The organism is Blastococcus sp. SYSU DS0616 (assembly GCF_054051015.1).
This window is the reverse complement of record NZ_JBJHAJ010000014.1, coordinates 1-23,840: the sequence shown is the minus strand read 5'-3', so window position 1 is coordinate 23,840 and position 23,840 is coordinate 1. Positions and strand designations below refer to the sequence as shown.

General features: G+C 74.9%; 19 protein-coding genes and 2 tRNA genes. 12 read left to right on the top strand and 9 right to left on the bottom strand.

The genetic code is table 11. From position 1 onward, the window contains the following. Positions 1-40 precede the first annotated feature (40 nt). From ACI79K_RS12110 to ACI79K_RS12095, 4 genes are all read right to left on the bottom strand, one after another. Complete coding sequence (locus ACI79K_RS12110; protein WP_456588394.1) at positions 41-1,237, bottom strand: glycosyltransferase family 4 protein; 1,197 nt, start codon at positions 1,235-1,237, stop codon at positions 41-43. 1,819 nt (positions 1,238-3,056) lie between these two features. Beyond that, positions 3,057-4,106 carry a PHP domain-containing protein gene (locus ACI79K_RS12105; protein ID WP_456599862.1) on the bottom strand — a complete coding sequence of 350 codons (1,050 nt, stop codon included), beginning with the start codon at positions 4,104-4,106 and terminating at the stop codon, positions 3,057-3,059. Continuing rightward, the gene (locus ACI79K_RS12100) at positions 4,103-4,675 is read right to left on the bottom strand and encodes a DoxX family protein (RefSeq protein WP_456588395.1); all 573 of its coding nucleotides are present in this window, start codon (positions 4,673-4,675) and stop codon (positions 4,103-4,105) included. Before ACI79K_RS12100 ends, ACI79K_RS12105 begins: the two co-directional genes overlap by 4 nt. A 159-nt stretch (positions 4,676-4,834) precedes the next feature. After that, positions 4,835-5,017 carry a hypothetical protein gene (locus ACI79K_RS12095; protein ID WP_456588396.1) on the bottom strand — a complete coding sequence of 61 codons (183 nt, stop codon included), beginning with the start codon at positions 5,015-5,017 and terminating at the stop codon, positions 4,835-4,837. A gap of 103 nt (positions 5,018-5,120) precedes the next feature. On the opposite strand from ACI79K_RS12095, the gene ACI79K_RS12090 reads away from it, so the two are divergent. Beyond that, the gene (locus ACI79K_RS12090; RefSeq protein ID WP_456599801.1) at positions 5,121-5,453 is read left to right on the top strand and encodes a hypothetical protein; all 333 of its coding nucleotides are present in this window, start codon (positions 5,121-5,123) and stop codon (positions 5,451-5,453) included. A 9-nt stretch (positions 5,454-5,462) separates the two neighbouring features. Here the strand turns inward: ACI79K_RS12090 and ACI79K_RS12085 are convergent, their stop codons facing one another. The 4 genes from ACI79K_RS12085 to ACI79K_RS12070 form a co-directional block, all read right to left on the bottom strand. Continuing rightward, on the bottom strand, positions 5,463-6,125 hold the full coding sequence (locus ACI79K_RS12085; protein WP_456588398.1) for a potassium channel family protein: 663 nt from the start codon (positions 6,123-6,125) through the stop codon (positions 5,463-5,465). Then, positions 6,118-7,488 (bottom strand): TrkH family potassium uptake protein, encoded by a 1,371-nt coding sequence (locus tag ACI79K_RS12080; RefSeq protein ID WP_456588399.1) that lies wholly within the window; start codon positions 7,486-7,488, stop codon positions 6,118-6,120. Before ACI79K_RS12080 ends, ACI79K_RS12085 begins: the two co-directional genes overlap by 8 nt. Before the next feature lie 107 nt (positions 7,489-7,595). Continuing rightward, complete coding sequence (locus ACI79K_RS12075) at positions 7,596-8,114, bottom strand: phosphatase PAP2 family protein (RefSeq protein WP_456599800.1); 519 nt, start codon at positions 8,112-8,114, stop codon at positions 7,596-7,598. A gap of 119 nt (positions 8,115-8,233) precedes the next feature. After that, entirely contained in the window at positions 8,234-8,764 is a 531-nt protein-coding gene (locus ACI79K_RS12070; protein WP_456599799.1) for a CGNR zinc finger domain-containing protein, read from the bottom strand. A 103-nt stretch (positions 8,765-8,867) separates the two neighbouring features. Between ACI79K_RS12070 and ACI79K_RS12065 the strand changes: the two genes are divergently transcribed. From ACI79K_RS12065 to ACI79K_RS12040, 6 genes are all read left to right on the top strand, one after another. Continuing rightward, positions 8,868-10,067, top strand: a complete 1,200-nt coding sequence (locus ACI79K_RS12065) for an MFS transporter (protein ID WP_456588402.1) — start codon at positions 8,868-8,870, stop codon at positions 10,065-10,067. Positions 10,068-10,227: 160 nt separating this feature from the next. Next, positions 10,228-10,316, top strand: a tRNA-Ser gene (locus ACI79K_RS12060). A gap of 20 nt (positions 10,317-10,336) precedes the next feature. Beyond that, positions 10,337-10,409: transfer RNA gene (locus ACI79K_RS12055), tRNA-Arg, on the top strand. Positions 10,410-10,565: 156 nt separating this feature from the next. Further along, complete coding sequence (locus tag ACI79K_RS12050; protein ID WP_456588412.1) at positions 10,566-11,045, top strand: hypothetical protein; 480 nt, start codon at positions 10,566-10,568, stop codon at positions 11,043-11,045. Between the two features lie 168 nt (positions 11,046-11,213). Then, a complete protein-coding gene (locus tag ACI79K_RS12045; protein ID WP_456599798.1) occupies positions 11,214-13,451 on the top strand; it encodes an MMPL family transporter in 2,238 nt (745 codons plus the stop codon). A 225-nt stretch (positions 13,452-13,676) separates the two neighbouring features. Next, the gene (locus ACI79K_RS12040; protein ID WP_456599797.1) at positions 13,677-16,355 is read left to right on the top strand and encodes a transglycosylase domain-containing protein; all 2,679 of its coding nucleotides are present in this window, start codon (positions 13,677-13,679) and stop codon (positions 16,353-16,355) included. A 149-nt stretch (positions 16,356-16,504) separates the two neighbouring features. On the opposite strand, the gene ACI79K_RS12035 is transcribed toward ACI79K_RS12040, so the two are convergent. Then, positions 16,505-17,785: an alpha-hydroxy-acid oxidizing protein gene (locus tag ACI79K_RS12035; RefSeq protein WP_456599796.1), complete on the bottom strand. Its 1,281-nt coding sequence runs from the start codon at positions 17,783-17,785 to the stop codon at positions 16,505-16,507. 320 nt (positions 17,786-18,105) lie between these two features. Between ACI79K_RS12035 and ACI79K_RS12030 the strand changes: the two genes are divergently transcribed. The 5 genes from ACI79K_RS12030 (at position 18,106) to ACI79K_RS12010 (ending at position 23,619) form a co-directional block, all read left to right on the top strand. Continuing rightward, positions 18,106-19,269 carry a hypothetical protein gene (locus tag ACI79K_RS12030; protein WP_456599795.1) on the top strand — a complete coding sequence of 388 codons (1,164 nt, stop codon included), beginning with the start codon at positions 18,106-18,108 and terminating at the stop codon, positions 19,267-19,269. Positions 19,270-19,408: 139 nt separating this feature from the next. Next, on the top strand, positions 19,409-19,810 hold the full coding sequence (locus ACI79K_RS12025) for a MarR family winged helix-turn-helix transcriptional regulator (protein WP_456597043.1): 402 nt from the start codon (positions 19,409-19,411) through the stop codon (positions 19,808-19,810). Between the two features lie 97 nt (positions 19,811-19,907). After that, on the top strand, positions 19,908-21,458 hold the full coding sequence (locus ACI79K_RS12020) for an acetolactate synthase large subunit (RefSeq protein WP_456599794.1): 1,551 nt from the start codon (positions 19,908-19,910) through the stop codon (positions 21,456-21,458). Between the two features lie 124 nt (positions 21,459-21,582). Further along, positions 21,583-22,572, top strand: a complete 990-nt coding sequence (locus ACI79K_RS12015) for a tripartite tricarboxylate transporter substrate binding protein (protein ID WP_456599793.1) — start codon at positions 21,583-21,585, stop codon at positions 22,570-22,572. A 42-nt stretch (positions 22,573-22,614) separates the two neighbouring features. Next, positions 22,615-23,619, top strand: a complete 1,005-nt coding sequence (locus tag ACI79K_RS12010; protein ID WP_456599792.1) for a tripartite tricarboxylate transporter substrate binding protein — start codon at positions 22,615-22,617, stop codon at positions 23,617-23,619. Positions 23,620-23,840: the final 221 nt, after the last annotated feature.

The following is a 23,840-nucleotide window of genomic DNA, read 5'->3' as shown; positions in this document are numbered from 1 at the left end:
ACTTCGGGGGCCCGCGCCCATCGAGTGCTCACCGGCCGGATCAGCCGGCGGCGCGGTCGCCCTGGGAGGTGTGCTCGGCCAGCACCGTGTCGTAGAGGGCCCGCAGCCGGTCCGCCCACACGGTGGAGGCGAAGTTCTCGGCGAACCGCCGGCGACCGGCCGCCCCCATGGCGGCGGCGGCGGAGCGGTCACCCAGGACCCGGACCACGGCCTCGGCGATCCGCTCGGCCTCCGTGGGCACGAGCACCCCGGCGTCCTCGCCGACGATGTCGGGGATCCCCCCGACATCGGTGGCCACCACCGGTACCCCGACGGCGAGGGCCTGCATCACCGTCGTCGGAAGGGCGTCCGCGAGGCTGGTGTGCAGCACCAGGTCGCTGGCCCGGAGCAGGGCGGGGACGTCGTCCCGGTAGCCGAGGAACCGGACGAGGTCCCGCAGGCGGGGGCCATCGGCGACCCGGGCCTCGAGCACCGGGCGGAGCTCGCCGTCGCCGGCCAGCGCCACGACCGGTCGCAGCGCGGGAGGCAGCAGGGCGACGGCGTCCAGGAGCAGATCGTGGCCCTTCTCGGGCCGCATGAGCGACGCGGAAACGATGAGCGGGCGGGTGGGGCCGGCGCCCAGCTCGGCCCGGATCCGGTCGCGGACGGCGCCGTCCTGCGGACCGGGGTCGGCGACCCCGTTCGGCAGCACGACGAGGGCGTCGTCGTTCCCGGCCAGTTCCCGGTACCACTCGCGCTGCCGGCTGCTGAGGGCGATCGTCCGGGCCGCCGTGCGGCGCCGGGCGACCAGGCCGGCCGTCCGCTTGTACCGGCCGAGCCGGCCGGTCGGGGCGTCTTCGACGATGTGCAGGGTGGAGACCACCGGCAGGCGGAGCAGGGAGCCGACCACACCGCCGACCAGGTCCGCGTGCTTCAGGTGGGTGTGGACCAGGTGCGGATGGAAGTCCCGGATCGCGGCCATCGTGCCCGGGATCGCCCGCGCGTCCCACCGGCCGCGACCGAGCTCCACGACCGGCACACCGCGGGCGCGCAGCGCCTCGGCGTGGACCGGCCGCGGGACGGGCGACAGCGCGATGACCTGGAGATCGATCCCGGCCGCGTCCGCCACGTCGGCCAGCTCGACCAGGACGTTTTCGGCGCCACCCGGGCCCAGCGAGTGGATGACGTGGGTGACCCGGAGACGGGCCGACGGCGGAGCGCCGCCTCCGGTCGCGTCGCTCGGCGCGCTGGAGAGCACTTCTCATCCCATCCGACCCGGCGTGGGTCACACGTGGAGGGCATGGTGGCCGCCGTCGGGAGCCACCGGGAACGGCCCGGGGCCGCGTGCCGGTCGCGCGAGCAGCGGACGTCGACGGTTGCCGAGCTTAGTGGGACCGACCCCGGCGGACGCCTACACGTACGGGTGATCCGGCGGGGTGCCGCGGCGGCTAGGGACGCCGGTGCCGGGGGGACCGGGTCCGGCAGGGCGGCCGTGCGGCCGTGTCCTCGGCCTCCGCGAGCCGCTCGGCCGGTGATGGCTGCGTCACCGGATCGGGACCCGGCGTGCCCGCCGTTCCGCGGGCCGGCCGCTGGCCCGGACCGGTCTGTCCGGAGCCGGGTGGGTGCACCGACCGGGCCAGCGTCGGCGACGGACCGGACCGACGCGGCCGGTCACCGGGTCGTTGCTCGTGGGAGCCCCCCCATGGGCCCGAGCGGCAACCGGTGGTGCAGGTGTGACCGCCGCAGGTAGCGGCCGGTCAGCAGGGCGAGCGGACAGGCGAGCGCCAGCCAGGTGAGGGCTGCCGTCCACACCCAGTCCATAGGTCGCCCGATCGTCCAGGGGGTCGGGAGGTGCCACCACCGACGCCCGATCCGGATGCCCGGGTCTCATACCTCCGCGGTATCTCCGCCCGGTCACGTGGCCAGCGCGCATGCGATCGCGGACAGTACGAGCGCAACATCGACGTCCGGTTGCTCTGGGCCAGCACGTCGCGGGCGGAGTCCTGACCCACCTCGGTGGAGCCACGGGGATCACCGGCACCTGGAGCGGAGCGGCAGGTCACCCCGCACGACGTCGAGCAGGCCGGGGAGCGCGTCGAGGTAGAGGGGTGCGCAGCAGCCGGCCTACCGCGGTGGACCGGTCGCCGGGCAGGGCCGGGGCCGTCGTCCGGAAGCGCAGGCACGTGGAGGGTCGCGGGCTCTGTCGGCTGCGCCGTCCCGCCGTCCGCCGTGTCGGGCCCGGCCGATGGCGCCGGCCAGGCCGGTGCTTCCACGGCGGGCGGCGCGGTCCCGGCGGGTGCGGGTATGGGTAGCGAGGGTGGGGGCGCGGGCCCGGCCGGGACGGGGACGTCCGCACCGGGCGGCAGTTCGACGACGGGCGGTGGGGTGGGCGACGTCTCGCCGGTGCCCGGGGGGCGTCGCCGCGGGCAGCGCGGGCGGTGGTTCGACGGTGGAGGTGGCCTGCCCGGGGGGTGTCGTGCCGGTGTCGCGGTCCGCACCGGGGGGCGGTACCTCCGCGCCGGTGGACGGCTCGACGGGGTCGTCGAGGGGCGGCAGACCGGCAACCGGGTCCGCGGCACCCGGGGCGGCAGGTGGAACCGGAGCGGTGAGCTCGTCGTCAGCGTGCGCAGCACCGGCCGCGATGACGAGGAGCGCCCAACCGCAGGCTAGCAGCAGCAGAAGCAGCCCAGGATGGACGGAGACTCGCTCCCCGCGCTTCCCGCGCTTCCCGCGCTCCCCGAGCCCCCGCAGCGGACCCGTGGAAGCGGGCGCGGCGACGGGAACCCTGGAGCCCGCGCCCACACCGCCGACCACCAGGACCCCCTCTCCGCAGGTGAGAACCCACGTGCCCGGACCCCGACCACGCTTCCGGCACCAGGGACCCTTCCGCTGGGGAGGAGAGGGCGCAACCCATCGCCCCCCGGGGCAAGGGAACGCGCGGCCCGACCCACCGTGCGTGAGTGGGCGTACAGACCACGTCGTCCCCGCGAACGATGCGGGTGGGTGCCGATCAGGCCGTCGGCGCGGGCAGCGGCCCGGTACCCGGGCCCGGCGCGCCGGAGGCCGCTTCGGTGCGCTCAGGCCCGTGCCCAGGCCAGCAGGTCGTCGGCGCTGCGGGTGTTGACCACCCGCTCGACGGGGACGCCGCACTCGACCGCCCGCTCGCAGCCGTTGTACTGCCAGTCCAGCTGGCCGGGGGCGTGCGCGTCGGTGTCCACGGCGAACTCGCAGCCCAGCTCCACCGCCAGGCTCAGCAGCCGCCGCGGTGGGTCCAGCCGCTCGGGGCGGGAGTTGATCTCCACCGCGGTGCCGTGCTCGATGCAGGCGGAGAACACCGCCTCGGCGTCGAACTGGCTCTCCGGCCGCGGCTTCTGCGTCCCGTCGCGTTGCCTCCGGCCGATGACCAGCCGACCGGTGCAGTGACCGAGGACGTCGGTGTGCGGGTTGGCGACGGCGGCGAGCATCCGCTCGGTCATCGCCGAGCGCTCGGCCCGCAGGTCGGAGTGCACGCTCGCGACGACGACGTCCAGGCGGCCCAGCAGCTCCTCGGTCTGGTCCAGCGAGCCGTCGACGTTGATGTCGCACTCGATGCCGGTGAGGATCCGGAAGGGCGCGAGCTCCTCGTTCAGCGCGGCGACGACGTCGAGCTGCTGCTCCAGGCGTTCGGGGGAGAGCCCGTTGGCCACCGTGAGCCGGGGCGAGTGGTCGGTCAGCGCCAGGTACTCGTGGCCCAGCGCGATCGCGGCCTCGGACATCTCGCGGATCGGGCTGCCACCGTCGGACCAGTCGGAGTGGGCGTGCAGGTCGCCCTTGAGCGCGGCGCGGAAGGCGGCGACGTCCTCGGCTGCCGGCAGCTCCCCGGCGTAGGTCTCCTCCAGCGCGGCCAGGTACTCGGGCACCTCGCCCCGGTGGGCCTGGGCGACCGCCGTCGCCGTCTTCGGGCCGATGCCCTTGAGGTCCTTCAGCGTGTTGGTGCGGATGCGGCGGTCCAGCTCGGCCTCGTCCAGGCCGTCGACCACCGCCGCGGCGGTGCGGTACGCACCCACGCGGTAGCTGGCCTCGCGGGCGCGCTCCAGGAGGAAGGCGATCCTCCGGAGCGCGGCCGCGGGCGGGAGCGGAGCGCTCAGCGAAGCGCCTTGAGGGCGCCCTTGCCGGTCTTCTTGCCGGCCTTGCGGGAGGCCTTCTTCTGCGCCTTGACGGCGCGCTTGGAGGCCTTCTCGTAGTTCTTCTCGGTCGCGTCGGCGGCCCGCTTCGCCGCCCGCCTGGCGCGGTAGCCCACCGACGGCTTGCCCTCGGTGTCGACGGCGGCCAGCAGCAGCCCGCCGAACAGGCCGGTGTTCTTGAGGAAGTTCGAGAGCTGCCCGAACTTCTCCTTCGGGTCGTCGTGCTCCCAGAACCGGTGCCCGGCCAGCGTCGTCGGGACGACCGACGCCGACAGCGCGATGGCGGTCAGCCGCGGGAACTTGTTCAGGGCGAACAACGAACCGGCGGCCACCTTGATGGCGGCGTCGACCTTGACCCACTGCTCGACGTCACGGGGCAGCTCCACCGGGAGCTGCTTGTCGGCGGTCTCGGCGATCTTCTCCACCACGGGGGTGGCGCCCGGCACGCGGTCCTGCGGCTGGCGCAGCGTGCTGATCCCCCCGTAGATGAAGGGCGCGGCGAGCAGGGGCCGGGCGATCCGGCGAACGAGCATGGTGACCTCTTTCCTCGATGCCACTGGGCAGTCGCAGCGTGCACTGCCCGGAAGATCCATCCGGCAATCACGCGGCGCAACTCGGGCGTCCCGTCTCCACCTGCCGCGACGTGCCCGGCTACCCCTCGGCCCGGGTCGACCGGGCGTCACCGCAGCGGATCAGTCCCGCGTCCTCCGCCGCATGGCGGCGTCGATCGCGACGCCGACGGCCAGGCCGATGCCCGCGCCGACGCCCGGGTTCTCGAACAGCGACAGCCCGAGCCCCGCGCCCAGGGCCAGCCCCAGGGCCAGGCCGGTGCCCTGCTGCCAGTCCTTCTCCGGGGGCTTCGTCGGCTCCGCCATGGTGCGGACCGTACCGGTGCCCCGGGGTGCACGGGCTGCTCGTCGGCGGCGCGCGGGGACTCTGCGGTGCCGGAAATCCGGATCGCTGCCCTAGGGTCACCTGGTGCCCGTCGCCGCCGCGATCCGCCAGGTCGTCGCCATGCTCGCGGTCGCGGGCCTGACCGCGGCCCTCGCCGGCGGGGTGTGGGCGGTGGTGGCCGACGAGGGGTTCCGCAGCCGCTTCGCGCTCTCGCTGATGGTGGTCGCCGGCCTGCTGGCGCTCGTCGGTGGCACGCTCGCGCCTCGCCTGGCCACCGCCGAGGCGCGCGCCTTCCTCGGCCAGGGGCCGGGCCAGGAGGAGTCCGGCGGCGACGAGCCGCTGACGGCGCTCGGGGTCTTCCTCTTCGTGGCGCTGCCGCTGTTCGCCGTCGGCCTGATCACCTACGGCAGCGGCTGACCCGGGGGTTCACTGGAGGTCGACGAACCGCTCGACGTCCCGCGGCCGGCCGGCGATCACGATCGTCGAGCCGTAGGTGAGCACCGTGTCGACGGCGGCGTGCGTGTAGGCCTCGTCGCCCTCCGGCTTGACCGACACCACGGTGACCCGGTGCCGCCTGCGCAGCCCGGTCTCCCCGAGCGGCACCCCGACGATCTCCCGCGGCGGCTTCGTCTTGGCGAACACCCACTGCGGGTCCAGCTCCACCCAGTCCAGCAGCCGGCCGGAGACCAGGTGCGCGACGCGCTCGCCCATCTCGTGCTCGGGGAACACCACGTGGTGGGCGCCGATCCGCTCCAGGATCTTGCCGTGCTGGCTGCTCAGGGCCTTGGCCCAGATGTCGGCGATCTCCAGCTCGACCAGCAGCGACGTCGTCAGGATGCTGGCCTCCAGGTCGGTGCCGATGGCCACGACCACCCGGCGGAACTCGCCCACACCGAGTTGCCGCAGTGCGTCCAGGTCGGTGCCGTCGGCGACGACCACCTGCCCCAGCTGGCCGGAGAGCCGCTGGACGATCTCCGGCCGGTGGTCGATCGCCAGCACCTCGGTGCCGCCGCCGGCCAGCTCCGTGGCCAGGGCGGTGCCGAACCGGCCCAGCCCGATCACGGCGACCGGGTCCCTGTGACTAGCCAACGATGGTCCTCTCCTCGGGGAGCTGGTAGGGCCGGGCGCGGTCCCGCAGGGCCAGGCCAGAGGCCAGTGTGAGCGGGCCGATCCGGCCGACGAACATGAGCAGGACGACGAGCAGCTGGGCGCCCGGCGGCAGGGCCGCGGTGATGCCCGTGGAGAGGCCGACGGTGGAGAACGCCGAGACGGTCTCGAACAGCACCTGCTCGAAGGAGAAGTCGGTCAGCGCCTCCATCGCGAACGTGGCGACGGTGACCACCCCGATGCCGAGCAGCGCCACCGCCAGCGCCTGCCGCTGGTTCGTCGGGGGCACCCGGCGGCGGCCCACCTCGACGTCGACGTCCCCGCGCAGCTCCGCCCAGAGCACGTAGGCCAGCAACCCGAACGTCGTCACCTTGATCCCGCCAGCGGTGCCGGCGCTGCCCCCGCCGATGAACATCAGCGCGTCGGTGAGCAGCAGCGTCTCCGGCTGCAGCGCGGCGATGTCGAGGTTGTTGAACCCCGCCGTGCGCGGCATCACCCCGGCGACGAAGGCCGCCATGACGGTGTCGCCGAACCCGAGCGGACCGAGCGTCCGGGGGTTCCGCCACTCGGCGAGCAGGTAGCCGGCCGTGCCGACGACGAGCAGCGCGGCCGTGACGATCACCGTGATCCGGGTGAGCACCGACCAGGTCCGCGGCCGGCGCCATGACCGGACCAGCTCGAACACGACCGGGAAGCCCAAGCCGCCGACGATGACCGCCGCCGCGATCGTCAGGCTCACCCAGGGGTCGCCGACGTAGCGCACCAGGCTGTCCGCGTGGAGTCCGAAGCCGGCGTTGTTGAATGCCGAGATCGCGTGGAACACCCCGCTGTACAGGGCTGCGGGGGCCGGCTGGTCGTAGCCGAGGGCGAACCGGGTGGTCAGCACCGCCGCCGCCACCGCCTCGCAGGCGAGGCTGAACAGCACGACCCGGACGATCACCCGGCGCACGTCGGCCGCCGACAACGACTTGGTCTCGGCCTGCGCGATCAGGCGTGCGCGGAGACCCAGCCGCCGGGAGAGCAGCAGCGCGACCAGGCTGGCCAGGGTCATGATCCCCAGCCCACCCGCCTGGATGAGCCCCAGGATGACGGCCTGCCCGAAGCCGGACCAGTAGGTGCCGGTGTCCACGGTCACCAGCCCGGTGACGCAGACGGCGGAGGTCGCGTGGAAGAGCGCGGTGAGGAGGTCGGCGCGGCCGGGCCCCGGCGTCGCCAGCGGCAGCGACAGCAGCGCGGTGCCCACGGCGATCGCGAGCAGGAACGCTCCGGCGATGACCCGCCCCGGGTGCCGGAAGCCCCGGGCGATGGCCCGCTGGGGCACCGGTGCGCGGTAGCCCTGCGTCACCGCGGTCCTCCCGTCAGCGCCTCCGACGGTCGGTGGGCGAGCCACCTTCGCACACCGCCCGTGGGCTTCTCACGCAGCCGGTCCGGCGGGTCATCCGGCCCGGCCGCTCAGCGCCGGACGCGCCGGCCGGCCGCGGCGACCGCGCCGCCCACCGCGAGCCCGGCCAGCACGTCCCCGGGGTAGTGCACGCCGACGTGCACCCGCGAGTAGCCGATGGCCAGCGCCAGCGGGGCGAGCCCGGCTCCGGCCGCGGGTGCTTCCAGGGCCAGCCCGGTGACGAAGGCAGCGGCCGAGCCCGAGTGCCCGCTGGGGAAGGACAGGCTCCCCGGTTCGCGGCGCAGCCGGCGTTCGGTGCGCAGGTTCGCCAGATCCGGGCGCACCCGGCCGAACGCCGGCTTGAGGACGGCGTTGACCACCGCGCTGGTGACCAGCATCGACCCCACCCCGCGGAGGGCGCCGCGCCGCAGCCGGCCGGGGCGGCCGCCCAGCGCGAGCGCGAGCAGCAGCCACAGCTTTCCGTGGTCGGCCGCGGCCGAGAGGTGGCGCAGCCAGCGGTCGGCCGGGGTGGTCGGGAACCCGCCGATCCAGGCGTGCAGCCGCGCGTCGACGTCGCGGGGGATGGGCACGACCGGACGCTAGCCGCCGCGTCGATGATCAGCCCACCTGATCGTTCCGGGTCCTGGCTCGGTGTCGATGGTGAGCCAGGACCCCGAATGACCAGGTCACCTGATCATTCGGGGCGGGGTCAGGACTTCTGGCGGGCCCGGTAGGCGGCCACGGTCGAGCGGCTGGCGCAGGTGTTGGAGCAGTAGCGGCGGCTGGCGTTGCGCGAGGTGTCGACGTAGACGTCGTCGCAGCCCTCGGCCGAGCACACGCCCAGGCGCTGCCAGCCGTGCTGCACCACCACCTGCGACAGGCCCATCGCGACCGTCGTCGTCAGCTGCTCGAGGGCCGGGGCGTCGGGGCGGGCGTAGTGCAGGTGCAGGTCGCCGTCGTGGTCGGTGGCGTAGGGACGGGGCCGGGCCAGCGCCAGCAGCTCGTTGAGCCGGGCGAGGACGTCGGGCTGCGACTCGGCCAGCGCGACGGCGCGCACCAGCTGCGCCGTGGCGGCGGCCTTCTGGGCGTCGGTCGGCGTGAGGTCCAGCGAGGTGCCGGGCGTGAACCACTCGTCGTGGGCCGCCAGGAAGCGCGCCATCCCGTCCTCGGGCGCCAGGTCGGCGTTGGCCAGGGCGATGGCCAGCTCGACCGCGGTCGACCCGTAGGTGTCGTAGTCCAATTGACTCCCTACTCATCTGTCCCTAGTCTCGGGACTGCGTAGGCGGTCAACGCTCTTTGACCGCCTACTCTTCCTTCCCCTGCAGTGCGAAACGAGTGCAAGCGTGCGTGCCTACCTCGCCGTCTGGCGGCTTCCCTCCGCCAAGGTGCTCCTCCTCGCCGGCTTCGCCGGCCGTCTGCCGTCGTCCATGGTGCCGCTCGCGCTGCTGCTCATGGTGCAGCAGCAGACCGGTTCCTACGCGATCGCCGGCCTGGCCGCGGCCACCCTCGGCATCGCGTCGGCCGTGATGGCGCCGGTCCTCGGCCGCCTCGCCGACCGGAAGGGACCCCGCCGCATCCTGCTCGCGCAGTCGGCGCTCTACCCGCTGCTGCTCGCCCTGCTGGTGGCGGTGACCCTCGGCGGCGCGCCGGACACCGCCGTCGTGGCCGCCTCCGCCCTGGCCGGCGCCAGCACGCCGCTGGTCTCCGGCACCGTCCGCGCCTTGTGGTCGCGCACCGACCCGCGCGTCCGCTCCACCGCCTACGCCCTCGACGCCACGGCCACCGAGCTGGTGTTCGTCGTCGGCCCGACGCTGGTCGCCGCGCTGGCGGTGCTGGCCGCGCCGGCGTGGGCCGTGGGGCTCGCCGGCGCGCTGGCCGTCGTCGGCGCGCTCGGCGTCGCCCGTGCCGCCCGGTCGTGGGTGCCCGCGGCGGCGCCCACCGCCGGCCTCTTCAGCACCGTGCTCGCCCCCGGCATGCCCCGGGTGCTGCTCAGCGGATCGGCCGTGATGCTGGGGTTCGGGGCGCTGGAGGTCGCGATCCCGGCGTTCGCCGGCTCCACGGGCTCCCCGGGCCTCTCGGGGGTCCTGTTGGCGGTCTGGTCGCTGGGATCGGTCGCCGGTGGCCTGTGGTTCGGGGCGCGGGTGATGAGTGCGTCGCTGCCCCGGCAGTACCGCTGGCTGCTCTTCGGCGTCACGATCGGCCTCGCGCCGCTGGCCTGGGTGTCCAGCCCGTGGGCGCTGGGCGTGCTGCTGTTCCTCGGGGGGACGGCGATCGCGCCGACCCTGACGGTGCAGAACTCGCTGGTCGGCTCGCTCGCGCCGGTGCACGCCACCACCGAGGCGTTCACCTGGCTCTCCACGATCACCGTCGGCGCCTCGGCCATCGGCGCGGCCCTGGGTGGTGCGCTGATCGAGACGTCGTCCGGGGTGCCGGGGGCGCTCCTGCTGGCCTGCGCCGGGGCGGCCGCCGCCGTCGTCGTCACCCTCGTGCCCGGCCGCAGCCCGCTGGCCCCGACCCGCTCGCGGGAGACGGTCGCCGCCTGACTGCTGCGTCGAGTGCGACGAACTCGTGGTGCTCGCGGCCTGGTGGCCACGAGCTCGTCGCACTCGTCCGTGCGGCCTGGCGCGGCACCCCCCGGGAGACCCGGGCCCGGCGGCGCTGGTAGTCTCTCTCCTCGGTGGTTACGAGGTGACTCGAGCCCCGGGAGGCTTCGCCTAGTCCGGTCTATGGCGCCGCACTGCTAATGCGGTTTGGGTTAATCCCCATCCCGGGTTCAAATCCCGGAGCCTCCGCGCACGACAACTGAACACAGGCACCCGTAGCTCAACGGATAGAGCATCTGACTACGGATCAGAAGGTTAGGGGTTCGAATCCCTTCGGGTGCACGTCTGGTTGAGACACCGATCTGCCGCGCCGCCCCGACGGGGGAGGCGCGGCAGATTCGTTTTCCGCCCGCCGCCGCGGCGCTCCGGGATGCGCTCAAGCCAGCCCGGCGCGGTGCCGACGCATGCCTCGTGACTAGTTCCCGCCGCCGTCTGCGCGTGACCGATCCCCTCGTCGTCGGCCTGCTCGTCCTGCTGGCACTCGTCGGCCGGCGGGCCGAGCCCCGGGGTCACGTCGACGTCCCTCCGGGTCCGACGGTCGACCACCGGGCGGCGCCCCGATGGCTGTACCCGGTGCTGGGCGCGGGTGTCGTCGGCGCGGTCGCCGTCGCCGCGCTGGTCGCAGCCCAGGACCCCGAGCAGGGGGTGAGCATCTTCGGCACCGTCGTGCTCGGGGCCATGGCTGCCTGGAGCGCGTTCGGTCTGTACGTCACCAGCACCCCCGCGCCGCCCGGCAAGGGCTGGCTCGTGTGGGCGATGCGGGGCGCGATCCTCACGGCGAGCGCGGTGCTCGCCGTGGGCCTCTGGCGAGAGCTGGACGCCGGATCGCGCTCGGACCGGGTGTCGATCGTGGTCTTCGGCGTCGGCATCGTGGTCGCGGTCGTCATCGACGTCGTCCAGGCCCGCCGGAACCGCTGACCCGCGACCCGGGACCAAGATCAGGGAGCGGTTCAGGGGTTTCCCTGATGTTCGCTCCTGCCTCCTCCGGAAGTCTCTCCGCCGGCGGGCCGCGCCCCCATGGTTGGGCCGCCCCGGCCCCGTGACCAGCAGGTTGGCCTGCGGACACCCGTACTCGGACAGGAGACGATGATGGATGGATCCCGCAACCTCGCGGGGCGGGTCGGACGCTGGAGCGCCCGGCACCGGAAGACGGCGGTGCTCGGCTGGCTGGCCTTCGTGCTGGCCGCCGTCGCGGTCGGCGCGGTGGTGCCGCAGAGCCAGCTGACCGCCGCCGAGCAGACGCTCGGCGCGCCGGCCCAGGCCCGCCAGATCCTCGACGACCACGGCTGGGAGGAGCCGGCCGCGGAGATGGTGCTGGTGCAGCGCGACGCCGACGTGCCCGAGGCCGCGGCCACCGCAGCGCTCACCGACCTCGTCGACCGGCTGCGGGGCACCCCCGAGGTCACGAAGCTGGTCAGCCCGCTCGACGGCGCCCCGCTGGTCTCCGCCGACGGCCGCTCCGCGCTGGTCACCTTCGACATCGCGGGGGACCCGGACGACGCCGCCGAGCGGATCGCCCCCGTGCAGGACGCGGTCGCCGCGGTGGCCGCGCAGCACGACGACGTCCGCGTCGAGCAGTTCGGTGGCACCAGCGCCGACGTCGCGCTGAACGAGACCCTGGACGCCGACTTCCAGCGCGCCGAGCTGCTCTCCATCCCGATCACGCTGGCGGTGCTGCTGCTGACCTTCGGTGCGCTGGTCGCCGCCCTCCTCCCGCTGGTGTTCGCGCTGACGGCTTTCGTCGGCGCCCTCGGGCTGCTCAGCCTCACCAGCCAGATCTGGCACGTCGACCAGACTGCGCAGATCGTCATGCTGCTGATCGGCCTGGCCGTCGGCGTGGACTACTCGCTCTTCTACCTCAAGCGGGAGCGCGAGGAGCGGGCCAAGGGCGCCGGCCCGGTGAACGCCCTCGACATCGCCGCCGCGACCTCCGGGCACTCGGTGCTCATCTCCGGCATCACCGTCATGGTCGCGATGGCCGGCATGTTCCTCACCGGCTTCTCGGTCTTCACCGGCGTCGCCTCCGCCACCATCCTGGTCGTCGCCTGCTCGGTGCTCGGCTCGCTCACCGTGCTGCCGGCGATGATGGCGTGGCTCGGTGACCGGGTGGAGAAGGGCCGCCTGCCGTTCCTGCGCCGGCGCGCCGCCGACCGGCCCGGCCGCTTCTGGCCCGTCGTCCTCGGGGCGGTGCTCCGCCGGCCGCTGGTCGCCGCCGGCGTCGCCGGTGGTGTCCTCGTCGGGCTGGCCGTCCCGGCGGCGTCGATGGACCTCCGTGCCGAGGGCGTCCAGGACCTGCCGCAGGACCTCGCGGTGATCCAGACCTACAACCGGATCACCGAGGCGTTCCCCGGCGGACCCTCACCGGCCGAGGTGGTCATCGAGGCGCCCGACGTCGCCGCCCCGCAGGTGCAGGCCGCGATCGCCGAGCTGCGCGAGCGCGCCCTGGCCAGCGGGGAGATGAACGAGCCGATCGCCGTCGAGACCAACGAGGCCGGCACGGTCGCCGTCGTAGGGGTGCCGCTCACCGGCGACGGCGAGGAGCAGGCCTCCCGCGACGCCCTCGCGACCCTCGCCGACGAGATCGTGCCCGAGACCGTCGGCGCGCTGGACGGCGTGACCGCGGTCGTCAGCGGCGGCACGGCCTACTCGGTGGCCTTCGACGAGCTCATGGCCGAGCGCACCCCGTGGGTGTTCGGCTTCGTCCTGGTGCTGGCCTTCCTCCTGCTGCTGGTCTCGTTCCGCTCGGTGACCGTCGCGATCACCGCGATCGTGCTCAACCTGCTGAGCGTGGCCGCTGCCTACGGCGTGATGGTGCTCGTCTTCGAGGAGGGCATCGGCGCCGGTCTCATCGACCTCGACCGGACCGGGGCCATCGTGAACTGGATCCCGCTGTTCCTGTTCGTCATCCTCTTCGGCCTGTCGATGGACTACCACGTGTTCATCCTCAGCCGGATCCGCGAGGCCCGGGACCGGGGGCTCGCCACCCGGGACGCCGTCGCGCAGGGCATCACGTCCTCGGCCGGGGTCGTCACCAGCGCCGCGGTGATCATGGTGTTCGTCTTCCTGACCTTCGTGACGCTGTCGATGACGAGCATGAAGCAGATCGGGCTGGGCCTGGCGGTGGCGGTGCTGCTGGACGCCACCGTGGTCCGGGCGCTGCTGCTGCCCGCGGTGATGCAGCTGCTCGGCGAGCGCAACTGGTACCTGCCGCGGTGGATGGGGTGGCTGCCGACCGTCCGGCACGAGCCGGCCGGCGGGCTGCCGGCCGTGGTGCCGGTCCCGCGGCCGGCGCCTGCGGCGCCGCTGGTGCCGGCGGGGGACTGACCGCGTTCGCTCCCCGCTCTGGGGGTCGAGCACGCGCTCCGTGGGTCCTGCAGGGCCCGCAGCTCGCGAACTCGGCCCCCAGAGCTGCGTTCGGGGCGGAGGCGGCTCTTTGCGATTGTGTGACAGATCGGTCCGCCGGCTGGCACTTCGCACCTCGCGGGGTACCGAGGAACACGGGTCCGCTCCGCGTGGGCGCCGCCGTTGTCGCCTGTGCCGAGGAGTTCCGTGTCGCCCCGTCCCGTCTCCGGAGGTCTGCCCCTGCCCGGGGTCGAGGAAGCGCCCGCCCGGCGCCCTCGCCGGTGGCGCGCGCTGCTGGGCCTGGCGATGGCGGTCGTGCTGGCCGGTGCGCTGCTCGCCGGCTTCGCCCTGCCGCTCGTGGGCGGCGCCACTCTCGCCACCCGCGCCGGCACCGACCTGATGCGCCCCGTCGACGACGAACTGCTGGACCGCACGCCGGCCGGCAACACCCGCATGCTCGCCGCGGACGGGTCCCTCATCGCCGAGTTCTACCGGCGCAACCGCACGGTGGTGCCCTCCGAGGCGATCGCCCCGGTGATGAAGGACGCGCTCGTCGCGATCGAGGACAGCCGGTTCTTCGACCACAGTGGCGTCGACGGCAAGGGGCTCGCCCGTGCGCTGGTCCGCAACATCTCCGCCGGCGAGGTGGTCGAGGGCGGCTCGACGCTGACCCAGCAGCTGGTCAAGCAGATCCGCCTGCAGTCGGCCACCGACCCCGACAGCCGGCAGGCCGCCACCGACGAGAGCGTGGCCCGCAAGCTCCGGGAGGCCCAGCTGGCCCTCGCCCTGGAGCAGGACTACACCAAGGACGAGATCCTCACCCGGTACCTCAACCGGGTCTACTTCGGCGCCGGTGCCTACGGGGTCGCCGCCGCGGCCGAGACCTACTTCGGCGTGGCGCCGGACGCACTGACCCTCGCCCAGGCGGCCACGCTCGCCGGCCTGGTGCAGAGCCCCGCGCAGTACGACCCGTTCGTGGCCCCCGACCGGGCCACCCAGCGCCGCGACGTCGTCCTCGCGCGCATGGCGGAGCTCGGGATGGCCGATCCCGCCGCGGTCGAGGAGGCCCGGAGCGAACCGGTGGTCCCCACGCCCGGCGAGGGGCCACCGCGGGGCTGCCAGGAGGCCCGGATCGGCGGCTTCTTCTGCGACTACGCCATGAGCTACCTGACCGGCACGCTCGGGCTCGACGAGGAGGCGATCGAGACCGGCGGGCTCACCATCGAGACGACGCTGGACCCCGCCGTGCAACAGGCCGGGGACGCCGCCGTCCTGGCGACCCTGGCGCCCGACGACCCGCGCGCGGGCATCTACACGGCCGTGGAGCCGGGCACCGGCCGGGTGCTGGCGATGTCGGTCAACCGGACCTACGGCGCCGACGAGGGCGACCCCACCCAGACGATGGTCAACCTCAACGTCGCGGCCGGGCAGGGCACCGGGTCGACGTACAAGGTCTTCACCGCCGCCGCCGCGCTCGAGCAGGGTCTCGGCCTGGAGCACCGCATCACCACCTCCGACCCCTACGAGTCGACGGTCTACCGGGACGGCGACGGCCCCTACGACGTCGAGAACGCCGGCCGCTACCGGGCGACGCTGGACATGGAGCAGGCGCTCTACATGTCCTCCAACACCTACTTCCTCGCGTTGTCCGACCAGCTCGGCAGCGTGGAGGCGCCGGTGCGCATGGCCCAGCGCCTGGGCCTGCGCTCCCTCGACCCCGTCGCCGACCAGATCGTCGCCGAGAACCGCGGGTCGTTCACCTTCGGCGCCGAGGCCACCAGCCCGCTGGACCTGGCGAACGCCTACGCCACGCTGGCCGCGAGCGGTACCCGCTGCGAGCCGATGCCGGTGCAGCGCGTGCTCGACCGCTCCGGGGAGCCGGTGCTGGGCGAGGACGGGCAGCCGCTCGGTGGCCCGCGCTGCGAGGAGGTCGTCGCCCCCGGGCTGGCGAACACGCTGAACCAGGCGCTGCGCAAGGACGTCGAGCCGGGCCACCCCGGGCAGACCGGCCGCCGCGCGTACGTGCCGGGCCACCAGATCGCCGGCAAGACCGGGACGACGCAGGACAACTTCTCCATCGCGTTCGTCGGCTACACGCCCCAGGTCTCGGCCAGCGTGATGGTCTACAACCCGGTGGAGAACCAGGACGTCGGCGGCTTCGGCGGCGGCAAGGGTGCCCAGATCTGGCACGACGCCATGCAGCCGGTCCTGAGCACCCGGGAGCCGGTGCCCTTCCCGCCGGCCGACCCGCAGTTCGTGGAGGGGACCCGGGCCGGGGTGCCCGCCGGCTGCCCCGGCCGGTCCGCCGCCGGCTGCCGCCAGCTGCTCGCCGCCCGGGACCTCGGTGCCTCGTTCGTCCGCGTCAGCAGCGCGCTCCGCCCGGGCACCGTCGTCGGCGTCGACCCCGCGCCGGGCACGCTCCTCCAGCGCGGTGACACGGTGACGGTGCTGGTCAGCAACGGCGCCCGCTGGAACCCGCCGCGCCCCACGCCGACCCCGGCGCCGCGGCCCGCGCCCGAGCCGTCCCCGGCCCCCGCTCCGCCGCCGCCACCCGCGCCGAGCCCGGAGCCGCCGCCTCCGCCGCCGAGCCCGGAGCCGCCGCCTCCGCCGCCGAGCCCGGAGCCGCCGCCTCCGCCGCCGAGCCCGGAGCCGCCGCCTCCGCCGCCGAGCCCGGAGCCGCCGCCTCCGCCGCCGACGAGGCCGGAGCCGCCGCCTCCGCCGCCGACGAGGCCGGAGCCGCCGCCTCCGCCGCCGACGAGGCCGGAGCCGCCGCCTCCGCCGCCGAGCGAGCCCGACCCGCCGACGGAGCCGGAGACGCCGACGGAGCCGCCCGCGGAACCGCCGACCCCGGAGACGGCGGACCCCCCGCCGGACGCGGTGCAGTAGGAGTGGGGGCGGGGGGCCGGTCCTGACGGTCTGGCCGCGTTGGTCGGTCTACCCAGCAGTGGGTAGCCACTGTTTCCCGGCTGCCCCCGCCCGGTTCCCACTGTGACCCAGGCCACAGGCGGCGTCAACCCGCGGCGCCGGAGCGTCCGTCAGCCGACGCGGCGCAGGACCTCCGGCGTCAGCTGGTCGACGGCGGTGTGCCCGGTCAGCCCCAGCGTCAGGTCGAACTCGCCGACGACGTCCTCGACGACCTGCTGCACACCCGCCTCGCCGGCCAGCGCGAGACCCCAGGCGAACGGCCGGCCCAGCAGCACCGCGCGGGCACCCAGGGCGACGGCGGTGAAGACGTCGGCGCCGCTGCGGATGCCGCTGTCGAGCAGCACCGGCGCCCGGTCGCCCACGGCCGCGACGACGTCGGGCAGCGCGTCGAGCGCGGCGATCGACCGGTCGACCTGGCGCCCGCCGTGCGTGCTCACGACCACGCCGTCCATGCCCTCGTCCAGCGCGCGCCGCGCGTCGTCGGGGTGCAGCACGCCCTTGAGCAGGATCGGCAGCTTCGTGCGGGAGCGCAGCCAGGCCAGGTCGGCCCAGCTGATCGACGGCCGCGAGTAGATGGCCAGGAAGGTCTCCACGGCCGCGCGGGGCAGCGGTGAGCGCAGGTTGTCGCGGAACGACCCGGGCCAGGCCCGCGCCATCGTCACCAGCGCCTTGACCGCCGCCGGGGTGGGCCGGGGCTGTGGTTCGCGGGGGCCGGCGGCCGCGGCGCGCTCCTCGACCAGGCGGCGGAACACCGGGTCGGAGGTGTACTGCGCGATGCCCTTGCCCAGGGCGAACGGCAGGTGCCCGAGGTCGAGGTCGCGCGGGCGCCAGCCGAGCATCGTCGTGTCGAGGGTGACCACCAGGGCCTCGCAGCCGGCGGTCTCCGCCCGGTGGACCAGGCTCTCCACGAGCTCGTCGGACGTCGACCAGTACAGCTGGAACCACCGCGGCGACCCGCCCATCGCGGCCGCGCACTCCTCCATCGACCGCGAGCCCTGGTTGGAGAAGACCATCGGCACGCCGGTGGTGGCGGCGGCGCGGGCGACGGCCAGGTCGGCCTCCGGGTGCACCAGCTCCAGCGCGCCCACCGGGCCGAGCAGCAGCGGGGCGGGGAGCCGGCGCCCGAACAGCTCCACCGAGGTGTCGCGGACGCTCGCGTCGCGCAGCACCCGCGGCACCACGGCCCACCGGTCGAACGCTGCCCGGTTGGCCCGCTGGGTCACCTCGTCGCCCGCTCCGCCCGCGACGTAGGCGTAGGCGCGGGCGTCCAGGACCCGCTTGGCGCGCTCCTGCAGCCGCCGGACGCCGACCGGCACCCGCGGGGAGCGGCCGTACACCCCGGCCCGGTACACCTCGTTCTGCCGCCGTCGGCCCGCACCCGCTTCGTCCACGCGGTCACCGTAGTGACCATGCTCACGGCGGCAGGAGGAGGGGCGCGGTCGCGCCGGGGCTCGTTGCCTGGTCCGCACCCGGTCCTGGCCGACCGGAGGCCCGGGGCGCGTGGTGGCGGGCGCCGGGGTGGCGAAGTCCCGTGGGTGAGGAGCGGGGGATCCGGGTAGTGCGCGTGCTCGCCGGGGATGACGAACGGGCGTCCGGCGGTTCCCCCGAACGGGTGGACGGCGGGTCGATCCAGACACGCCGCACGACACGCCCGACACGCGCGTAACGGGCTAGCAACGAAGCGTCACTTCCGTCATCATCTGGAACTCGAGTGCATCGCAAAGGGGAGAGCGGGCTGAACGGCAGCTTCGAGCGGATCACCGGGCAGACGCGGACGACGTCGGCCCGGGTGGTCCGCGGCGCCCTCCCCGCCGGTGTCGTGACCGGCCTCCTCGTCGTCCTGCTCGGCCTCGCCGTCTCCACGGCTGCCCCCGCGCAGGCGCTCGACGACCCCACCCGGCCCGACGCCCGCGTCACCCACGGCCCCAGCTGCCACCCGGGCGGGATCGTGGTGGAGGTCGTCGCCGGCACCGCTCCCTACAGTGTGCGCCTGGCCACCACCCGGACGCCGTCCGGTGAGGACGAGGCCACGCTCGCGCCCCTGGGCAGCGTGGTGCTGCGCACCGACGACGTCGCCCCCGGCGAGACGATCGACCCGCGGCTGGAGTTCACCGCGCGCGACGGGTCGGGCCGGACCTACGTCGACGAGCTGGCGGACTACACGCTCACCCGGCCCACGGTCGAGGACTGCCAGGTCGCCCTGTCTCCGCCGCCGCCCCCACCGGCGCCGCCGACGGCCACGGTCGAGCCGTCCGAACCGGCGCCCACGACCAGCGGCGCCCCGACCACCGGCGGCCCGACCACGGGATTCACCCTTCCGGGGACCACCGCGCCGGGGACCCCCGGCACCACGACGACGCCCGGTTCCCCGCCGAGCACGGGCACCCCGACGGGCTCCGGGACCACGACCACGGGCACCCCGACGCGCACCTCCGGCGACGTCGGGGCGTTCGCGGCGGGCGGACCGGGCGGCGGCCTTCCCCAGGTCCAGCCCGGTGGCACGGTGGTGCTGCGCGGCGCCGGCTTCAACCCCGGGGAGCAGGTGAGCATCGTGTTCCACGGCGGCGAGACCGTGCTGGCCACGGCGACCGCGAACCTCGCCGGCGAGGTCCGCGTCGACGTGCGCATCCCCGAGGGCGCCGCGGCGGGCCCCGCCACCCTCGACCTGGTGGGCGCCGACTCCGCGGTGCGGGCCGGCGTCGCCCTGCAGGTCGCCGCCGCCGTGGAGGAGGCCGCGCCCGCCCGGGGCGTGGTGTCGCTGGCCTCCCTGGCGGTCGCCGCGGTGGCGCTCGTGGCCACCGCCGGCGGGCTGGTCTCGGTCGCCGGGCGCCAGCACGCCGGGCGGCGCGCCGTGGGCTCGATCTCCGCCGTCTGAGTTCGGTTTCACCGGCGCGTGATCCGGGGAGTCTGAGCGGGTGCCACGGTCCGAGGACGCGCTCGCGCGCGGTGTCCCCCGGGATGCTGCCGCTCTTCCCGGAGTCGCTCCCCGCCCCGCCGAGACGTGGTTGCGCATCGTGCAGGTGCACGACCGCATCACCCGGCGGGTCGACTCGGCGCTCCACCGCCACCACGACCTCTCCCTCACCGGCTTCGAGGCGCTGCGCCGCATCGCCGAGTCGCCGGGGGAGCGGGCCTCCATGGGAGAGGTGGCCGAAGCGGTCGGCCTCTCCCGGCCCGGGGTCACCAGCACCATCAACCGGCTGGTCGCCCAGGGGCTGGTCATCCGCGAACGGGTGGAGGCCGACAAGCGCCTGCTGCACGCCCGGCTGACCACCGCGGGGCGGGAACGGGTGGCCGCGGCCCGCACCACGCACGACGAGCTCGTCGCGCACCTGCTGAGCCTGCTGGGTGACGACGCCGCCGTCGTCACCGATGCCCTCGCACGGGTCTCGGCCGCCACCCGCACCCGCCGCTGACCCGTCCGTCCGCGCGCTGCCGGCCCGCGTACGGTGCCCCCATGGATGCCCAGCGTGATCCAGCCCACGTCCGCACCGGCCGCGCGGGGGTGGTGGCGTGAACGGCGCCCGCGCCCTCATCCGCACGCTCGTGGACGGCGGGGTCGACGTCTGCTTCGCCAACCCGGGCACCTCGGAGATGCACTTCGTCGCCGCGCTCGACGCCGTTCCCGAGATGCGGGGCGTGCTCTGCCTGTTCGAGGGCGTGGCCACCGGGGCCGCGGACGGCTACGGCCGGATGACCGACCGGCCGGCCGGCGTCCTGCTGCACCTCGGCCCGGGTCTCGCCAACGGCCTGGCCAACCTGCACAACGCCCGCCGCGCGGCGACGCCGATGGTCACCGTCGTCGGCGACCACGCCGGGTACCACAAGGAGTACGACTCCCCGCTGGAGTCGGACATCGACGCGCTCGCCGGCACGGTGTCGGCGTGGATGCGCCGGTCCGGCCGGGCGGCGGACGTCGGAGCCGACGCGGCGGAGGCGATCGCCGCCGCCCGCACGGCCCCCGGCGGGATCGCGACGCTCGTCCTGCCCGCCGACGTCTCCTGGTCCGAGGGCGCCGAGCCCGCCGCGGCCCCGGAGCCGGGCAGGCCGCGGGCGGTGCCGGACGACGTCGTCACCCGGCTCGCGGGGCTGCTGACCTCCGGTGAGCCCTGCGCGGTCCTCGTGGGCGGAGCGGCGACGCGGGCACCGGGGCTGCGGGCGGCGAGCCGGGTCGCCCGTGCGACCGGCGCCCGGCTGCACTGCGAGACCTTCCCGGCCAGGCTGGAGCGCGGGGCGGGCCTGCCGCCGGTCGAGCGCCTGCCCCGGGCCGGGCAGCAGGTCGCCCAGCGGCTGGCCGGCGTCCGGCACCTCGTGCTCGCCGGCGCCCGGCCGCCGGTGGAGTTCTTCGCCTACCCCGACCGGCCCAGCAGCCTGGTCCCCGAGGGGTGCCAGGTGCACGTGCTCGCCGAGGGCGCGGACGACGTGGTCGACGCCCTGGCCCGGCTCGCCGACCTCGTCGGCCCGGCGGAGGAGCCGGAGGAGCAGCCCCTGGAGCGGCCCGACCTCCCCACCGGCGCGCTGACCCCCGACACCGTGGGCGCGGTGCTCGGCGCCCTCCTGCCGGAGGGGGCGATCGTCGTCGACGAGGGGGTGACGTCGAGCCGGCAGATGCCGGTGCCGACCACCGGGGCACCGCGCCACGACTGGCTCACCCTCACCGGCGGCGCGATCGGGCAGGGGCTCCCGGTCGCCACGGGTGCGGCGATCGCCCGCCCCGGGCAACGCGTCGTCTGCCTGGAGGGCGACGGCAGTGCCATGTACACCATCTCGGCGCTGTGGACGCAGGCCCGGGAGTCGCTCGACGTGACGACGGTCGTGTTCAGCAACCGCTCCTACCGGATCCTCGAGGGGGAGCTGCGCAACGTGGGGGCGGAGGCCTCCGGGCCGCGGTCGAGGGACCTGCTGGAGCTGGCCCGGCCGGACCTCGACTTCGTCGCGCTGGCCGCCGGGATGGGCGTGCCCGGCGGCCGGGCGACGACCGCGGAGGAGTTCGCCGCGCAGTTCCGCCGGGCGATCACCGAGCCCGGACCGTACCTGATCGACGTCGTCCTCCCGGTGCCCTGACCGAGTCCGGATCGTTGTCTTTTCGGGGCGCTGGCCACCCACCCCTGTGCTTGTATCCAGGTGATCCGGACCACCGCCAGGCGTGTCCGGCGGAGCGATCAACGGCGATCGTTGGGGGAGAGACATGCGCATCTCGTCAGGCATCGCGGCCGTCGCGCTGGTCGGACTCGTCGCCGCGTGCGGCGGGGACGACGGCGGCTCCGGCACCACCGGCGAGGACGGCGGTGGCGCGGCGTCCTACCCGACCGAGTCGATCCGGATGCTGGTGCCGTACGGCGCCGGTGGGCCCACCGACCTGACCACCCGCACCGTCGGGACCTGCCTCGAGCAGGAGTTCGGGCAGACCGTGGTGGTCGAGAACCTGCCGGGCGGCTCCGGCGCCCTCGCCACGACCGAGCTCATCGCCGCCGAGCCCGACGGGCACACCCTCTCGCTGGTCACCGCGGGCACCATGGTGCTGACCCCGCTGGCCAACGAGGTGGGCTACACCAAGGACGACATCACCCCGGTGGGGGTCATGGCCGAGGTGCCGTCGGTCCTCGCGGTCGGGCAGAACTCGCCGTACGGCTCCGCGGAGGACTTCTTCGCCGCGGTCGAGGCCCAGCCCGGCACGGTCACCGTGGGCACGCCGGGCGCCTCGACCCCCCAGGCCATCGAGCTGCAGCGGCTGGCCGACGAGCACGGGGTGCAGGTCACCGCCGTCCCCTTCAACGGCAACGCCGAGATGACCACGGCCCTCCTCGGCGGCAACGTGGACGCCGTGCTGATCAACGCCTCGATCGACGTGGTCGAGAACATCGAGTCGGGCGACTTCGTCCCGCTCGTCGCCTCGCCCGAGGAGCGGCTCTCCTGGCTGCCCGACACCCCCACCTTCGCCGAGCTCGGCTACGACGGCCTGACCCTCTCCGGCTCGACCTTCGGCCTGGCCGGCCCGGCCGGGCTCCCGGACGACGTCGTCTCGACGCTCGAGGAGACCCTGCAGACCTGCCTGGAGAAGCCGGAGGTGCAGGAGCGGATCGGCGAGCAGTACGTCCCGGAGGAGTTCGCCGGCGCCGAGGAGCTCGCCGAGGTCCTCGACCGCACCCAGGAGGTCTACGAGCCGATCCTCGGCTGACCCGATCCCCGCACGACCCACCCCCGACCACCGGAGGAACCCATGCGCCGTACCCGCTCGACCTGGCCCGCGCTGATCGCCGCGTCCGTGCTCACCCTCGCCGCCTGTGGTGGTGACGACGGGGGCGACACCGGCGGAGGGGGCGGTGGCGGCGACGCCGCCGCGTCGGACTACCCGACGGAGAACATCACCCTGATCGTCCCCTACGCCGCCGGAGGCCCGACCGACCTCGCCGGGCGCACCATCGGCAGCTGCATCGAGGATGAGCTGGGCCAGACCGTCGTCGTGGAGAACCGCGAGGGCGCCTCCGGCTCCGTCGGGATGCAGGCGATGCTCGCCGGTGGGAACGACGGGCACACGCTGTCGCTGATCGCGGTGCCGGCCTCGGCCACCAACCCGCTGCAGCAGGACGTCGGCTACACCAACGACGACTACGTCCCGATCGCCGCCGTCACCGAGATCCCCTCGGCGCTCGTCGTGGGGCCGGACTCCCAGTTCTCCACCGCCGAGGAGTTCTTCAGCTACGCCGAGGAGAACCCCGGCGAGCTCAACGTCGGCGTCCCCGGGACGACGACGTCGCAGGCGATGGAGCTGCGGCGGCTCGCGGAGGAGTACGGCGTCGAGGTCACCGCGGTGCCGTTCACCGGCAACGCGGAGATGACCACGGCGATCCGCGGCGGCAACGTCGACGCCGTCTTCATCAACTCCTCGCAGGATGTCCTGGAGAACATCGACGCGGGCGACTTCGTCCCGCTGGCGGTCAGCCCGCCCGAGCCGGTCGACTACATCGACGCGCCGACGCTGGCCGAGTCCGGGTACCCGGAGCTCACCAACAGCGTGTCGGTCTTCGGCCTGGCCGCCCCGGCGGGCGTCCCGGACGACGTGGTTTCGACCCTCGAGGACACGGTCGACACGTGCCTGCAGAAGGACCAGGTGCGTGAGCAGCTCGGCGAGCAGTACGTGCCCGACGAGTTCATCGGCAGCGACGCCTTCTCCCAGCGGATCGACGAGATCGTCGAGGCCTACGGGCCGATCCTGCAGGAGTGAGCCATCCTGTCGGGGGGGGGGGGGGGGGGGGGGGGGGCGCCCCCCCCCCCCCCCCCCCCCCCCCCCCCCCCCCCCCCCCCCCCCCCCCCCCCCCCCGCCGCACGATCAGCGGAGCCCGCCGCCGCCCCGGTGCGGCTGCGCATCGCCACAGCGGAGATCGACGCCCCGCTGGTCGCGGCCGGGCTCGACGGCTCCGGCGCGCTCGTCCCTCCGGCTGACCC

Bases quoted from the DNA above. Each gene is read 5' to 3' on its own strand.
- ACI79K_RS12100 (WP_456588395.1), bottom strand. From the start codon at position 4,675: ATGCTCGTTCGCCGGATCGCCCGGCCCCTGCTCGCCGCGCCCTTCATC.
- ACI79K_RS12095 (WP_456588396.1), bottom strand. From the start codon at position 5,017: ATGGCGGAGCCGACGAAGCCCCCGGAGAAGGACTGGCAGCAGGGCACC.
- ACI79K_RS12045 (WP_456599798.1), top strand. From the start codon at position 11,214: ATGATGGATGGATCCCGCAACCTCGCGGGGCGGGTCGGACGCTGGAGC.
- ACI79K_RS12015 (WP_456599793.1), top strand. From the start codon at position 21,583: ATGCGCATCTCGTCAGGCATCGCGGCCGTCGCGCTGGTCGGACTCGTC.
- ACI79K_RS12010 (WP_456599792.1), top strand. From the start codon at position 22,615: ATGCGCCGTACCCGCTCGACCTGGCCCGCGCTGATCGCCGCGTCCGTG.